Source organism: Pseudomonas sp. NS1(2017) (assembly GCF_002269425.1).
Lineage (GTDB): Bacteria > Pseudomonadota > Gammaproteobacteria > Pseudomonadales > Pseudomonadaceae > Aquipseudomonas > Aquipseudomonas reactans.
In genome coordinates this window covers 2,498,480-2,513,699 of the sequence record NZ_CP022960.1, presented here as the reverse complement: position 1 = coordinate 2,513,699, position 15,220 = coordinate 2,498,480, and the positions used below count along the sequence as shown (strand labels likewise).

11 protein-coding genes are annotated in these 15,220 nt (G+C 57.4%); 2 read left to right on the top strand and 9 right to left on the bottom strand.

What is annotated here, in order from left to right:
• Positions 1-3: 3 nt before the first annotated feature.
• Positions 4-1,185 carry an amino acid ABC transporter permease gene (locus CI807_RS11885; protein WP_016978214.1) on the bottom strand — a complete coding sequence of 394 codons (1,182 nt, stop codon included), beginning with the start codon at positions 1,183-1,185 and terminating at the stop codon, positions 4-6.
• A gap of 72 nt (positions 1,186-1,257) precedes the next feature.
• Complete coding sequence (locus CI807_RS11880) at positions 1,258-2,289, bottom strand: amino acid ABC transporter substrate-binding protein (RefSeq protein WP_016978213.1); 1,032 nt, start codon at positions 2,287-2,289, stop codon at positions 1,258-1,260.
• Positions 2,290-2,635: 346 nt separating this feature from the next.
• On the opposite strand from CI807_RS11880, the gene CI807_RS11875 reads away from it, so the two are divergent.
• Positions 2,636-3,292 (top strand): alpha/beta hydrolase, encoded by a 657-nt coding sequence (locus CI807_RS11875; RefSeq protein ID WP_095014783.1) that lies wholly within the window; start codon positions 2,636-2,638, stop codon positions 3,290-3,292.
• Between the two features lie 96 nt (positions 3,293-3,388).
• The gene (rhlB, locus tag CI807_RS11870; RefSeq protein ID WP_095014782.1) at positions 3,389-4,843 is read left to right on the top strand and encodes an ATP-dependent RNA helicase RhlB; all 1,455 of its coding nucleotides are present in this window, start codon (positions 3,389-3,391) and stop codon (positions 4,841-4,843) included.
• Between the two features lie 110 nt (positions 4,844-4,953).
• Here rhlB and CI807_RS11865 read toward each other — a convergent pair whose 3' ends face one another.
• The 7 genes from CI807_RS11865 to CI807_RS11835 all read right to left on the bottom strand — a co-directional run bounded on the left by CI807_RS11865 (position 4,954) and on the right by CI807_RS11835 (position 15,147).
• Positions 4,954-9,717: an RHS repeat domain-containing protein gene (locus tag CI807_RS11865; protein ID WP_095017537.1), complete on the bottom strand. Its 4,764-nt coding sequence runs from the start codon at positions 9,715-9,717 to the stop codon at positions 4,954-4,956.
• A 48-nt stretch (positions 9,718-9,765) separates the two neighbouring features.
• A complete protein-coding gene (locus CI807_RS11860; RefSeq protein WP_095014781.1) occupies positions 9,766-10,725 on the bottom strand; it encodes a hypothetical protein in 960 nt (319 codons plus the stop codon).
• A 249-nt stretch (positions 10,726-10,974) separates the two neighbouring features.
• Positions 10,975-11,427: a molybdopterin synthase catalytic subunit MoaE gene (moaE, locus tag CI807_RS11855; protein WP_095014780.1), complete on the bottom strand. Its 453-nt coding sequence runs from the start codon at positions 11,425-11,427 to the stop codon at positions 10,975-10,977.
• A 2-nt stretch (positions 11,428-11,429) separates the two neighbouring features.
• Positions 11,430-11,672, bottom strand: coding sequence for a molybdopterin converting factor subunit 1 (moaD, locus tag CI807_RS11850; RefSeq protein ID WP_095014779.1), 243 nt, complete (start codon positions 11,670-11,672; stop codon positions 11,430-11,432).
• Positions 11,669-12,142 (bottom strand): cyclic pyranopterin monophosphate synthase MoaC, encoded by a 474-nt coding sequence (gene moaC, locus CI807_RS11845; RefSeq protein ID WP_017736740.1) that lies wholly within the window; start codon positions 12,140-12,142, stop codon positions 11,669-11,671. The genes moaD and moaC overlap by 4 nt, the downstream gene beginning before the upstream one ends.
• A 144-nt stretch (positions 12,143-12,286) precedes the next feature.
• Positions 12,287-13,681 (bottom strand): PhoH family protein, encoded by a 1,395-nt coding sequence (locus CI807_RS11840; protein ID WP_003188745.1) that lies wholly within the window; start codon positions 13,679-13,681, stop codon positions 12,287-12,289.
• Between the two features lie 341 nt (positions 13,682-14,022).
• Positions 14,023-15,147 (bottom strand): polysaccharide deacetylase family protein, encoded by a 1,125-nt coding sequence (locus tag CI807_RS11835; RefSeq protein ID WP_095014778.1) that lies wholly within the window; start codon positions 15,145-15,147, stop codon positions 14,023-14,025.
• Between the last annotated feature and the right edge of the window lie 73 nt (positions 15,148-15,220).

The window sequence follows — 15,220 nt, the reverse complement described above, 5'->3', positions numbered from 1 at the left end:
TCCTCACCGCTCGATCAGCGCAATGCGCTTGTTGTACCAGTTCATCAGCAGGGAAATGCTGATGCTGATCGCCAGGTACACGCTCATGGTGATGGCAATGACTTCGATGGCCTGGCCGGTCTGGTTGAGCACCGTGCCGGCAAACAACGAAACCATTTCCGGGTAACCGATACCGGCCGCGAGTGACGAGTTTTTCGCCAGGTTCAGGTATTGGCTGGTCAGCGGCGGGATGATCACCCGCAGGGCCTGCGGGATGATGACCTTGCGCAGCGTCGGCCCTGGACGCAGGCCCAGGGAGCGCGCGGCTTCGGTCTGGCCGTGGCTGACGGACTTGATGCCCGACCGCACGATCTCGGCGATAAACGCCGCCGTGTAGACGGTCAGCGCCAGGGTCAGCGCCAGCAGTTCAGGGATCAGGACCCAACCGCCGACAAAGTTGAAGCCCTGCAACTTCGGCATTTCCCAATGCAGCGGTGCACCGAAGATCAAGGCGCACAGCGCCGGGATCACGATGAACAGCGCCAGGCCGGCCCAGAATTTGTGGAACGGAACACCGGTTGCCTCAAAACGCTTGTTCGCCCAACGCGCCATCAGCACGATTGCCACGATGGCGACCACGATGCTGACCACAAACGGCCAGAAACCGTCGGCGGCAATCGCTGCCGGCATGTTCAGGCCACGGCTGCTGACAAAGAAGGTATCGCCGAAGTTATGACTGTTACGCGGCCCCGGCATGGTCAGGAACACCGCGAAGTACCAGAACAGGATTTGCAGCAGCGGCGGGATGTTGCGGAACACTTCCACGTACACGGTCGCCAGCTTGTTGATCATCCAGTTCGGCGACAGCCGCGCCACGCCGATGACGAACCCGAGCAGCGTCGCCAGGATCACGCCAATGAAGGTCACCAGCAAGGTGTTGAGCAAACCGATTACAAAGACCCGGGCATAGCTGTCCGATTCGGTGTAGTCGATCAAATGTTGCGCGATGCCGAAGCCGGCACTGCGTTCAAGAAAGTCGAAACCCGAGGTAATGCCCCGGTGTTGAAGGTTGGTCTGGGTGTTATTGAAGAGGTACCAGCCCAGCGAGACCACCGCTACAATCGTGATGATCTGGAAGAGCCACGCACGCACTTTGGGATCGCTGAAGCTGAGCTTCTGCTTGGGTGCGCCGATTTGTTTTTGCATGAAATGCCCCGAAAATAATGGAACAGAACATCACCCGGCGGTTGGCCCACCGGGTGACAGAACCATCAGCGATCAGCGCACAGGGGGTGCGTATTGAATGCCGCCGTTGTTCCACAGCGCGTTCAGGCCACGGTCGATTTCCAGCGGGGTGCTCTTGCCCAGGTTGCGCTCGAACACTTCACCGTAGTTACCAACTTGCTTGACGATCTGTACAACCCAGTCTTTCTTCACTTTCAGGTCTTTGCCGTATTCGCCGTCAGCACCGAGCAGACGCGCAACGTCCGGGTTCTTGGTGGACTTGGCTTCAGCTTCAACGTTTTTCGAAGTGATACCGGCTTCTTCAGCGTTGAGCATGGCGTAGCCAACCCAGCGCACGATGGCCAGCCACTCGTCGTCGCCGTTACGCACGACCGGGCCCAACGGTTCTTTGGAAATGGTTTCCGGCAGAACCACGTAGTCTTTCGGCGCGGCCAGCTTGCTGCGCTGGGCGAACAGTTGGGACTTGTCGGAAGTCAGTACGTCGCAACGACCGGATTCCAGCGACTTGGCGCTTTCGTCGGAGGTGTCGAAGGTGATCGGGGTGTATTTCAGGTTGTTGCCGCGGAAGTAGTCGGAAACGTTCAGCTCAGTGGTGGTACCGGCCTGGATGCAGATGGTTGCACCGTCCAGTTCCTTGGCACTTTTCACGCCCAGCTTGTTGTTTACCAGGAAGCCGATGCCGTCGTAGTAAGTGATGAAGCCTGGGAATTTAAGGCCCATGCCGGCGTCGCGGGAGCTGGTCATGGTGGTGTTACGGGACAGGATGTCGACTTCGCCCGACTGAAGCGCGGTGAAACGCTCCTTGGCATTCAACTGGCTGAATTTGACCTTGGTCGCGTCGCCGAAAACGGCAGCGGCCACAGCGCGACACACGTCAGCGTCGATCCCGAGGATCTTGCCGCTGGCATCCGGCACCGAGAAACCCGGCAGGCCGTCACTCACGCCACATTGTACAAAGCCTTTCTTCTGCACGGCATCCAGGGTGGCGCCGGCTTGGGCGAAACCGCTGACACCCAGTACAGCCGCCGCAGTCACGATGGCCAGGGTGGATTTCAATACCTTCATTCAAACCTCCAGTTTGCTCTTGTTGTGTCGGAGCTCGAACCTCAGCGCACCCTTATGAGGCGATATCGACCCGTGTTGGCTTTTTTTAGGGTCAAGCGGCATGAAGTTGTCGCAGTAATTCCAGGTTCTTTCCCACAAGCGGCAGGCACTGATAGTGTTACCGTCGCAGGAAAGTTCTGACATCGACCTACACATAGCAAGGCGCGTACCAGAGTGCTGGCTGAGCCGTTTCGGCCCATGAGCAAGTGCAAAAGATTCAGCCTTGCGACATTCTCTTAACAGATCGACAAGCTACGCACCGTTCCGTCGCACTTAATCGGAGCGCACGCACATTAATGGAGCAGACATGACCGACCCCTTGATTCTTCAGCCCGCCAAGCCCGCAGACGCCTGCGTCATCTGGTTGCATGGCCTGGGTGCCGATCGCTACGACTTCCTGCCGGTAGCCGAAGCGCTGCAGGAAAGCTTACTGACCACCCGTTTCGTTTTGCCCCAGGCACCGACCCGCCCCGTCACCATCAACGGGGGCTACGAGATGCCCAGTTGGTACGACATCAAGGCCATGAGCCCGGCGCGTTCCATCAGCCTGGATGAACTGGAAGTCTCGGCGAAGATGGTCACGGATTTGATCGAAGCGCAGAAGAGAACCGGAATAGACGCTTCACGCATTTTCCTCGCCGGTTTCTCCCAAGGCGGCGCCGTGGTTTTCCATACCGCATTCCTGAATTGGGAAGGCCCGTTGGGTGGCGTGATCGCCCTCTCCACTTATGCACCCACATTCGGGGATGAGCTGGAACTGTCCGCCAGCCAACAGCGCATTCCAGCCCTGTGCCTGCACGGCCAATACGACGACGTGGTGCAGAACGCCATGGGCCGCAGCGCCTACGAGCACTTGAAGACCCGTGGTGTCACCGTGACATGGCAGGAATACCCAATGGGCCACGAAGTGTTACCCGAGGAGATACGCGATATCGGTGCCTGGTTGACCGCTCGCCTGGGCTGAAAACCACCGTTTATGTAGCCATATGACAGACGCACTACGCCGCGCCCGATTCTTGCATTACACTGGCCGGCGTACATTCCTTAACCAATTAATGAGATCACCGTGCTCGAAGCACTCAAGAAGATGTTCGGCAAAAGCGAGGCCGAGCCGCTCGCGCCTGTTCCCAGTGCTCCTGCCCCGACTGCCGGCAGCCGCAATGACGGTCAACAGCCCGACCGGACTGCGCCTGTCGCCCAGCCCAAGACGCCTACGGTGACACCGCCTGAAACGGCTAAAGAAGCCGCACCTGCCCCCAAGCCGCGCCGTGAGCGCACGCCGAAACCGCCCGTGATCCCATGGAAACTCGAAGATTTCGTCGTCGAGCCCCAGGAAGGTAAAACCCGCTTCCACGATTTCAAACTGGCTCCGGAACTGATGCACGCCATCCAGGACCTGGGGTTTCCGTACTGCACGCCGATCCAGGCGCAGGTGCTGGGTTTCACCCTGGCCGGCAAAGACGCCATCGGCCGTGCCCAGACCGGCACCGGCAAGACCGCCGCGTTCCTGATCTCGATCATCACCCAGTTGCTGCAGACGCCACCGCCGAAAGAGCGCTACATGGGTGAGCCACGCGCACTGATCATCGCCCCGACCCGGGAGCTGGTGGTACAGATCGCCAAGGACGCTGCTGACCTGACCAAGTACACCGGCCTCAACGTGATGACGTTCGTCGGCGGCATGGACTTCGACAAGCAACTCAAGCACCTCGAAGCCCGTCACTGCGACATTCTGGTGGCGACACCTGGCCGACTGCTGGACTTCAACCAGCGCGGCGACGTGCATTTGGACATGGTCGAAGTGATGGTGCTGGACGAAGCCGACCGCATGCTCGACATGGGCTTTATCCCACAAGTGCGTCAGATCATTCGCCAGACCCCGCCGAAATCCGAGCGTCAGACCTTGCTGTTCTCCGCGACCTTCACCGAAGACGTGATGAACCTCGCCAAGCAGTGGACCACTGACCCGTCCATCGTCGAGATCGAGGCGGAAAACGTTGCCAGCGAAAACGTCGAGCAACACATCTACGCGGTGGCCGGTGCCGACAAGTACAAGCTGCTCTACAACCTGGTCAACGACAACGGTTGGGAACGCGTGATGGTGTTCGCCAACCGTAAGGATGAGGTGCGTCGTATCGAAGAACGCCTGGTGCGTGATGGTGTGAACGCCGCACAACTGTCGGGCGATGTGCCGCAGCACAAGCGCATTAAGACGCTGGAAGGTTTCCGCGAAGGCAAGATTCGTGTGCTGGTGGCGACCGATGTTGCCGGACGCGGGATTCACATTGATGGCATCAGCCATGTGATCAACTTCACCCTGCCGGAAGTGCCGGACGACTATGTGCACCGCATTGGCCGTACGGGCCGTGCCGGGGCTGCGGGGGTGTCGATCAGTTTTGCAGGGGAAGATGACTCGTATCAGTTGCCGTCGATTGAGGCCTTGCTGGGGCGCAAGATCAGTTGCGAGACGCCGCCGACGCATTTGTTGCGGGCCGTCGAGCGCAAACGCCCCTGATTGTGGTTCCGAAAGGAAAAAAGCAGGCCTGTAAAAGCCTGCTTTCTTTGCCGATAGATGCACGAGCCATGCCGACGACGGCATGATCGGTGCATTCCCCCATCGGCTATCTAAGCACTTTGGTAAGCCTCGGTCGTGATCGGACGACGGATACGCGTGACCTCATCTCTGAATGACTGATAATAGCGACTGGCGCTTTGCGGCGTATCAACGAACTGCCGCATCGCCGATTGGGGTTGAGGCTGCGCCTGTTGTTCCACTCTCCCGCCAGGATCCTCCGCTGCTGCGGAGTCCGACGTCAAGGCTGCATAGCGCGCATTGAGAGAGCGCATTAAATTCGTCATCCTGATGACCGCCCTGATAGAACCAAACGCTTTGCTCCCGGGCGTTATGCGATTGTTGACTTTGAAGGTTCGGCCGCCAAATGACTTGGCCAGGCTTCTCAAGGCTTCGCGTGCAGAGACGGTACCGTACCCCGAACGATGGGCCATATCCCCGACGCTCTTGATCCCTTTTCCAGCATCAAAGGCTTTGCTCGCAGCCCCCCAAGCGTTGTAGCCGCTGGCGGCCCAGGAAGCCATTGAAAAGCCGAAGGCTGCCCACCCCAAATTTCTGATATGCCCGGAACGGTCCCATCCATTCGCCACATCTACCGCTTCTATGCTCAACCCAGTCACCCCTAACGTGCTGCCAACGACACCCAGTGCAGTTCCGACGACGCCGATTATCTGGGCTGAGTTAGCGGAGGCTAAACCAACAGCGGCAATGCCTGCCACGCCAATTCCCAGTGCTACTACCCCTAGCGCAAGCGCTGCCCCCGTAAAAACCCACTTCAACCAGGTCGGCCACAACCCGCTGGGGTCCATCGCGTTGATCGGGTTACACGCACAGTACGCATAACCATTGGTCCCACCTTCATCGTAGGGGCTCAGCGGATCAGCCTGCAGAAACATCATCAGGCCCGGGTCATAGGCGCGCATGCCGTTGCCGAGAAAGTAGAGGTTGGTCGCTACGTCCAGCCGCTGGCCATTGAATCCAGGTTTTTGCAGGTCGGCCATGCTGCGGGCCTTACCATCCTCCAGCGAGATCTTCGTATCGCCATAGGGCGTGTAGTGTCGCCGCACATGAGTCTCGCCCGGAGCCGTTATGCCGCGCACGCTGCCAGAGGCATCGTTGGCATACAACTGCACCCCATCCACACCACCGCTGATTGCCATCACTTGATCATTGCCGTTGGCGTAACGGATGGTTTTGTTACCCTCAACCAGTAGCTCGAGGCGTTCGCCGTTGTAGGCCAGCCTCACTGGCGGCTCATCGCCCCGGGATGCAACGACCTGACGGGAATCGGCATCGTACTGGTAGTTGTACTGGTCGGAACCGGCGCGCACATTTGTCAGTTGTTCAAAGGCATTGTAGGTATAGACCTGCCCAGACGGTCCTGTCTGCAGGTTGCCCGCCGCATCGTACGTCAGGGTCACATCTTGTGGTGGTGCCGTATGGGTCAGGCGAGTCAATTGTGTCGGATCTACGCCGGAGAAAAATCGCTCGCAGATGTCCTGCGTGCCATCGACAAAGGTGGTCACTACGCCGGTGATATTGTTGAGGCTATCTAAGCTGAAGTCTTGCCCGACAATGCCTCGCCCTAATTGATCCTGAGGCTGTTCAAGGCCTTCGCAGCGGTAGGTTTTCAACCGTAGGAAAGCGTCGTAGGTGAACGTTTCGCCAATCACCACCCGCGAACTCGCGTCACGAAGAAAACGGGTCGCCAGCAGACTGTTGGCGTGATACGTGTGGGTCATCACCTGCAACAGGACACCGTTCTCCTCAAAACGGCGTTCGGCTTCCCGTCCCAACGCATCATAAGACACCTTGGTCACCACCCTCGTGTCCTGATAGACCGTGGTCAGGTCCTGAGGCCGGCCAAGGGCATCGTAGCCTTGCTCGATCACCAGGGGCCCAGTGGTGATCCGGGAAAAACGCCCGTGGATATCGTACTCAAGCGTGCTGAGCTGCCCATCAGCGGCCGTTTGATGCAACAGGCGCCCACCCGGGGAATAGCTATACAGCGCAGTGAGTGACGCCCCGTTGGCGGTTTGAATATCCTTCTCGGGGTGGCCATTCGCATCCTGAAAAGACTCGTGAATCAGGCCATTGGTTTCCGAGCAGGTCAACGTGCTTGCAATAGCATCATATCGGTAGGTGCTCTCCGGAAGCCCTGTCATCCCTATATGGGTCGGCACGCCCAACTCTTTGTCGTAAGTCAGCGTCTGCCGATTACCCCGTGGGGAAGTCTTGGCGACAGGCTCAGTCCACCCTGGCTCGTACTCCCAGATTGTGGCCTGTCCCGCCCCGCGCGTCTCGCTGGTCAAGCGGCACAGGCTGTCATAAGTACGAGCGCCCAGGCAGTTGCCATCGACCGCCAATGCACTGACCATTGCGTCGCTGGTACCAGGGGCGTAATCCGTTTTTTGCAGCCTTTGCGGGGTGCCATCAAGCGGTATCTCAAGGGTCGTCAATGCCCGATCGAAGTCATCGTAGGTAAACTCCGTACGCTTGTTGCTCATATCCAGTACCGACAGGCAGCGCCCCAAGCCATCGTAGGTGCGCGACTCCACTTCGACAGTAGCGTCGCCTGCGTCGAGGCGTTCCACTTTTACCGGCTGGTTATGCTCATTGAAATAACGCCTCAAGCGTTCGCCGCCTTCAACTCCTTCGACCCTGAGGTTGAGCAGTGGATCGTACTCATCGATCTGCACACTGCCATCGGCGCGGGTCACACGACTGGAGTTTCCCCAACGGTTATAGCCGTAGGTGCTTTTCAATGAGCGCGGGCCATCAGCGAGGTAATCGTGACTGACCACCTCCGATAGTTGCTCCAGCGCGTCGTACCGCCACGTTCTGATGACACGCTCCTGGTCGTAGTTAGCACCGATCAATTGAGCTTCGGACACCTGGCGTCCGATACCATCAAAGTAGGTAATGACCTTGTTATTTTGCGCATCCGTGGTGATCAAATGAGCACGTTTGTCTGGCGTCGCAAAATGATAGGCGTAACGCCGCATGGCTTGCTGTGGTTTGCCTAGAGAAACCGTTTCCGCTGTCAACCGGCCACTGATATCGAACTCAAAAGCCAGGGAGCAATCACCGTCTCGAGTCATCGACAGCAACCGCCGATTGACCAGCGAGAGCGTGCGTACTGACTCAAGCCATTGCCCCTCACGCCCCACCATGCGCCGGGTTTCAACAAGGTTGCCCGCCGCGACGGTGTAGGTGAAGTTACTGGCCAATACAAGTCCGTCGATTGTATCGGAAACGCTTTTCAACCGGCCGGCCAACTCAACGGGGGTGTCGTAGTAGGTATGCCGCGCACTGAACAGGTCAGGCCGCGTCATCGACTCCTGCACCACAAAGTAGCTGCTTCCTGTCTGTGGCACGCGGGTATGAGTGTACTCGGTGAGTCGCGCGGCAGGCGTCCCCCCCGCGGGAACAAGGCGCTCCTGCTTCACAAAGCGCTGGAACAAACCATGGGGGTCGGCCGGACACTTTCCCGTCTCGCCCGCGACCGGGTAATAGTTGCGCTCGACACGAACACCGGAGGCTTCGGTTCGACTCAGCTCGTTGCCATAGTCGTCGGTCTCAATGGTTTGCACTTCTTCACGAGCGCTTCCGCCAGCGACCATCTCGAAGCGTTTGACCACCTGCCTAGGTAATTGCAGGTTGGCTGGCTGATCAGGGAACAATTTTCTGGGGATGATGTTATAGGCAAAGCTTGTGGTGGCTCGGGTCCCTTCGCGGGTCACGCGCTCCTCAGTCAACAGGTGGAATTTGTTATAGGTCATCCGGGTGGCACACAACGGAGCATCATTGTTGCTCAAATCGATGACCGTCTCTTCGCCCCAATAGTCATAGGTACCGGCGATCCGGTACAAATTGTCTTCACCCGGAGTGAAGCCACCCGAATAGGGATAACCGGTGAAATTAGTCCCCGAACTGTAACTGTACTTACGACCGACTGGTGGCTGATTGGCCCCCGGGGTTTGCCGCCACCCCACCACGCGTGGGATGTACTCATTGTTTGCATATTGATGGCCGTTCTCTTCGTAGCTGATGAGCGTGTTGCCTCCCATCGGTGAGTTGACTTCGCTGATCGCGATGAGACCGTTGCGAAACGGACTGCGGTAGACAAAGGTATAGGCCACACTTTCCGGAGCTTGTGTACGGTCGTACGGAACAGTGACACGCAGTAACTGGTTGTTGGCATTTCCATAGACAATTCGAGTACGGGCATACCGGCCACCGTCAATCAGCGCGTCGGCCTCCACGAGTAAGGCGCCAATGTAGGTCAATACCAGCAAGTCTTGCCCTTTATCGTTCTGAATCCGCTCCAACGGCCCTCCCTGGAAGTAAGAGAAGCGCAAGCGTTCACCGTTTTCAAACTGAATGTCCGTGATCTTGTAAGGCCCTGAGCTACTCGGGCGCCCTAGGATTTCAATGGTGCCGTCCTTATAAATCACATGAAGCGTGGACTCGCCGACACGCTTGACCACCAAGTCTTTGAGCTTTCGATCCTTGATCACCAATGTGCGCCCCACAGACGGCAGCCCATGGGTTTGGTATTGCTCACCCGTCAATAAGGTCAGCTTTGAAGTCGCCAGGTCAAACTCGGTGTTCTCCAGGCGCCATCCGGCGCCATAGTTACCTGAGACACCTGAGTTCAGCATGGAGAAGGAGAGTGCAATTTCACGACTTATTTCCAACGGCCCCTGCGGGTAGAGCGTGGCCAGTGCAATCCGGCAAACGTACTGGCCAGTGCGCGTGTCGACGATGCCATTGAGGCGGCTATTGTAGTTCAAAGCATTGGAGTAAACGTCCATAAAAATGAAGTCCCTATTCAAAAAGATGCGCGTGATACATCCAATAAACTAAGTCCTTAATGCCAGCACATTTCCACTGTCCGCCCAGCCAATAAAAAAAATGTGCTCACACCCATAGTTATCCCACAGGCGCCATCCACTTTGCCGATCATCATCGGGAGTATCCATCCACCCTCTATATCGCGCAGCACGCATAATGGTAGACAACTTATTGTAAAGAACCTCTCCTGAACCATTATTCTTTTGAATTTTATCTACCGTTAACCTACCGTTTTCAACCATTACAACACCACCTTTAAACCGAACCCCGTTATTTGTATGTTTAACATACGATGTATGAAAATGTGACCCCTCTCCATTGACAACCACGGGCGAATCCAAACCTCGATTTTCAACAAAACGAATACCTTTAACGGTTGGCGTCATATAATAGATATCTATATCGACTCCATTGTGGCCGTGGGAGTACGCATCAACGTCGACATAGGTACTCAGCTCGCTAATCTCTAACCGGTAGGGACTGGTGAGTTGGATATCCACGTAACTCTGAAAGGGCGCCCCACCGCCCGCTCCATTGGTTGTATATGTCTTCCCGCCCACCACCATTTTTGCCATTAACCTTTCGGTCCCCATGGACGCACTGGTACCGGCTCTCACATACAACTTTATCAATTCAAAACTGTTGTCAACCGGTTTGATTTCCGCCATAGGTTCTTCCGTACCTAGCGGCCGCAGGCCTACGTCAAATTGGTTTTTAGTGCGATCACACGACCATCCCCTAGGCAGCACCGCGCCTGGAAAACCATAGGCCGTGATTGTTGCACTGTTACGCTCAGTCGTCGTCAACGGAGTATCAATAAAATGGCCGTCGGCATTTTCCACTTGCTTCTGAACCAACACATTTAACTGGCACTGATGCCGACCGTTAGCATAAAGCTCATTAGTCCAGCTCTGCCCATTAGGTAGTTCAATATCAAACGCTTTTAGAATAACGTCGCCCACAGCCATAACTCTCTCCTATACGCACGCCTCATGCTGTCGCACAGGCGGCACGACTATAAAAATAAATTTAACTACCGAGACTTATTTAACATCCAGCCGAGCACTGCGCCTACTGTCAGAATTAACAGATAAGCAATCTTTTTCAGATTGTTTTTGAATTAAAAGACTGTCGTTCAGAGAGTTTTCAACTGAGCCGTGCGCAAGCCTCGTTATCACCTTGAGCGGGTGTTACCGAGGCTTCTTTTTAAATTTGCACTACGTCTTCCAGCGCAGCGCCGCATCATGGTCGCTATTGCGACCTTCTACCCAGCGGGGGCCTTGAGGAGTATTTTCCTTCTTCCAGAACGGCGCACGCGTCTTCAGGTAATCCATCACAAACGCACAGGCATCAAACGCCGCCTGGCGATGAGCACTCGCTGCCGCAACAAACACAATCGGCTCACCCGGCTCCAGCGCGCCAATGCGGTGCAGCACTTCCAGCTTGAGCAACGGCCAGCGCTGCTCGGCTTCCACGGCGATCTTGGCCAGGGCCTTTTCGGTCATGCCGGGGTAGTGCTCCAGGAACATTCCCGAGACATCCAGACCGTCATTGAAATCGCGCACATAGCCAACAAAACTCACCACCGCGCCCACGCCGACATTGGCCGCATGCATGGCGTTGACTTCAGCACCGGGATCAAACGCCTGGGCCTGCACACGAATGGCCATGATCAGCCTCCGGTCACGGGTGGGAAGAATGCCACTTCGTCACCTGCCTGCACCGGCTCATCAAGGCCGCACATCTCTTCGTTGCGCGCGCACATCAGGCTGGTCTCGTTGAGTACGGCAAAATCCGGGTCACTGGCCAACGCCAGACGTACTGCGTCGACAGTGGCGAAATCGCCCTCCATCTCCAGCGAGTCAAACCCCACCGCCTCAGCGTAACGCGCAAAAAACAATACGTTGATGCTCATGCCTGGTCCGCCTTGAAGTGCCCGCTCTTGCCGCCAAGCTTTTCCAGCAGGCGAATGCTTTCGATGGTCATACCGCGATCCACGGCCTTGCACATGTCGTAAATAGTCAATGCCGCGACGCTGGCGGCGGTGAGCGCTTCCATTTCCACGCCGGTCTGCCCGGAGAGTTTGCAGCGCGCCAGGATGTGCACCGAGTCTGCGCCATCGGCGCTCAGTTCGACCTTTACGCCCGTCAACATCAGCGGGTGGCACAGCGGAATCAGATCACTGGTTTTTTTCGCAGCCTGGATCCCGGCGATGCGGGCCACGGCGAACACGTCACCCTTGGGATGGGCTCCGTCGACAATCATTTGCAGGGTCTCGGGCAGCATGCGCACCCGGGCTTCGGCCACGGCTTCACGGAACGTCACGGACTTGTCGGTGACGTCGACCATGTGGGCGCGACCTTGGGAATCGAGATGAGTCAGCACAGGGATACTCCTGATCAGGAGTATCGATTGTAAACCCGGGGGTCAATTTTGCGCACGGCTGATTGTGCGTAGGAGCCGGCTTGCCGGCGATGGGGCCCTCGAGGACGCCATCGCCGGCAAGCCGGCTCCTACAGTGTGTAGTGTTTACAAGTGAGATTCGGCGTATTCCGCCAGAATCGAACGTGGCACCCCTTGCAGCGCAATGTGCACGCCGTTCGGGAAGTCTTTGAAGCGTTCCGTCAGGTAGGTCAGCCCGGAGCTGGTCGCGGACAGGTAAGGGGTGTCGATCTGTGCCAGGTTGCCCAGGCACACCACTTTGGAACCGGCGCCGGCACGCGTGATGATGGTTTTCATCTGGTGCGGGGTGAGGTTCTGGCATTCATCGATCAAAATCAGGCTCTGCTGGAAGCTGCGACCTCGGATGTAGTTGAGAGATTTGAACTGCAACGGCACTTTGCTGAGGATGTAGTCGACGCTGCCATGGGTGTTTTCGTCATCCATGTGCAAGGCTTCGAGGTTGTCGGTGATCGCCCCCAGCCACGGCTCCATTTTTTCCGCTTCGGTGCCGGGCAGGAAGCCGATTTCCTGGTCCAGGCCCTGCACGCTGCGGGTGGCGATGATGCGGCGATAGCGCTTGGTCACCATGGTCTGCTCGATGGCGGCAGCCAGGGCGAGGATGGTTTTACCGGAACCGGCAGCACCGGTCAGGTTGACCAAGTGGATGTCCGGGTCGAGCAGCGCGTACAGCGCCAGGCTCTGGTAAATGTCACGCGGTTTCAGGCCCCAGGCTTCCTGGTGCAACAGGGGTTCCTGATGCAGGTCGAGGATCAGCAGCTTGTCGACCTGGATCTCTTTGATCCAACCCACGAAGCCCTGTTCGTCGACGATGAATTCATTGATATGCACGGCCGGCAGGTTGTCGATCAGCTGTACCTGGTGCCAGGTGCGGCCGTGGTCCTGACGGGTTTCGACCTTGCTGACACGGTCCCAGAACGAGCCGGTCATCATGTGATAACCACGGGACAGCATCGACACGTCGTCGACCAGTTGGTCGGTGCTGTAGTCCTCGGCCGCGATCCCACACGCTCGGGCCTTGAGGCGCATATTGATGTCTTTGGTCACCAGCACTACGCGCAGGTCCTTGTCGCGGGCGTGCAGGTCGATCAATTGGTTAATGATTTTGTTGTCGTTCAGATTCTCCGGCAGCAGGCTGTTGGGCTCGCTGCGCTTGCTCATCAGAATCGACAGCAAGCCCTTGGGCCCGCCTTTGCCGCGCTGGATCGGTACGCCGACTTCGACGTCCTCCGGCGACGCTTCGCCCAATGTCTTGTCGATCAGGCGGATGGCCTGGCGGCATTCGGCGGCAACGCTGTGGTGCCCGCTTTTGAGTTTGTCGAGTTCCTCAAGCACGATCATCGGGATGGCGACGTGGTGTTCTTCGAAGTTGAGCAGTGCGTTTGGATCGTGGATCAATACGTTGGTATCAAGCACATAAAGGATTGGCTGGTCGGAAGAAGGGTTACGTCCATGATCATCCATACTCGGTCACCTTTTGTGGGAGCCAGTCGACGCAATACCTGGGCGGTGCTGCGCCTCGATTCGACCACCGACTGCACCTGAGTGACGTCAAGCGCAGTGCCCACCTGAGGAGTCTTGGAAGACGCCACCTGTGCTGCAGGGTTCGGCGATCTGACTTCGTAATACCGCAAAACGTGTGACAGAAAAAAGCACTTTGACGCTTTTTTGAAGTTTATTTTTCAGGATGACGAATAGCACTAGCCGAGCACTCCGTACCCCGCTAAAGTCGGAAGTCCGCTTGCTTCGAAATGTCGCATAAAATCACCCCAAAAACGCCTAATCCCCAACAGGGCCGGGCATTTTCAGCGAAACGCCTCCCGGCAGTCCTGCCAACCCAGACCACTCTGCGCCGTCGCCTGCAACAGCATGGGTAAAGCCACCCGCGCCTTGTCCTGGGTGTCGTGAAACACAATCACGCCTTTGCGCCACAGCAGCATCAAAGTCAGTACCCGTTGCGCCGATTCATCGGCCTTGAGCTTGCCCGGCTCGTCCTGGGAGTCGATGTCCCACAGCGCTACCTGCAAGCCCTGGGCTTGAAAGAAGCCCTGGCTGTCTGCACGACGTTGACCATAGGGCGGACGGAACAGCGGCACGTAGTTCTCCGGCATCAGGTTCTGCGCCAACGACGCGCTGCGGGTGATGGAACTCTGCCACTCCACCCAATGGCTGTGTGAGCGGTACTGCCAGCCCTGGGTGCCGACGCACTGGCCCTGGTACAGCGCCTGCACATCGGCCACCGAACTGCGCTCGACACGGGTTTGCAGGCTGCTGCCAAGCGCGAAGAAGGTCGCGTTCATCTTTTGCTTGCGCAGGTAGTCGGTGAGCCAGTCGGTATTGCCGCTGACCGGCGCAGGGCCGCCGTCGAAGGTGAGCAGGAACAGGCGGTCGTTGAATTCATCGCCATTGCGCTCATGGTCACCGAAACGCGCGACTTCGCTGCTGATCTGCGGGAACAGCGCGGCCTTGCGCAGCAGCTCGTCCAAATAACGTTCATGGAACACATGGCTGGGGTTGGCCCAGCCTATATAGAAGGAGTCCTCGCTCACCTCGAACTTGCCAGCCTGCTCGCGCAGATCGTCCATGTTCTCTATCAGATAGCAGAACGAGGCGTCGACCTCGCAACTCTGCTGGGCGAACGTATAGTTCTCCAGCAAGCGCTGCCAGAGCTGGCGACGCAGGTCGTCGATGGCGGACAGGTTGATGATCTTCAAGCCCAGGCGCTGCTTGAGCGCTGATTCGTCCTGGCTCTCACTGGCCAGCAGGCTGTGAGCGAACATGAGGATTTCGGCGCGTGAGGCCACGTCGAACAGCGCCGGGCTGCCGAGCTTTTCGGGCCAGGTGCCACGGTCCAGGCTGGCCACATCCACGGGCGCAGCCTGGGCATTCAGGCATAGCAGACATGCCGACAACAAAAGTGCTATTCGCACACGGGGTCTCCCTCTCCAGAGTCACCGGCCATCATAGCGGATCACGCCTATCGCCATCATAGGTGGAGTCAAA

Excerpts from the sequence above, each read along its gene's own strand:
- CI807_RS11880 (WP_016978213.1), bottom strand. The coding sequence starts at position 2,289 with ATGAAGGTATTGAAATCCACCCTGGCCATCGTGACTGCGGCGGCTGTA.
- CI807_RS11865 (WP_095017537.1), bottom strand. The coding sequence starts at position 9,717 with ATGGACGTTTACTCCAATGCTTTGAACTACAATAGCCGCCTCAATGGC.
- CI807_RS11840 (WP_003188745.1), bottom strand. The coding sequence starts at position 13,681 with ATGGATGATCATGGACGTAACCCTTCTTCCGACCAGCCAATCCTTTAT.
- moaD (WP_095014779.1), bottom strand. The coding sequence starts at position 11,672 with ATGAGCATCAACGTATTGTTTTTTGCGCGTTACGCTGAGGCGGTGGGG.
- CI807_RS11860 (WP_095014781.1), bottom strand. The coding sequence starts at position 10,725 with ATGGCTGTGGGCGACGTTATTCTAAAAGCGTTTGATATTGAACTACCT.
- moaE (WP_095014780.1), bottom strand. The coding sequence starts at position 11,427 with ATGGCCATTCGTGTGCAGGCCCAGGCGTTTGATCCCGGTGCTGAAGTC.
- CI807_RS11875 (WP_095014783.1), top strand. The coding sequence starts at position 2,636 with ATGACCGACCCCTTGATTCTTCAGCCCGCCAAGCCCGCAGACGCCTGC.
- CI807_RS11885 (WP_016978214.1), bottom strand. The coding sequence starts at position 1,185 with ATGCAAAAACAAATCGGCGCACCCAAGCAGAAGCTCAGCTTCAGCGAT.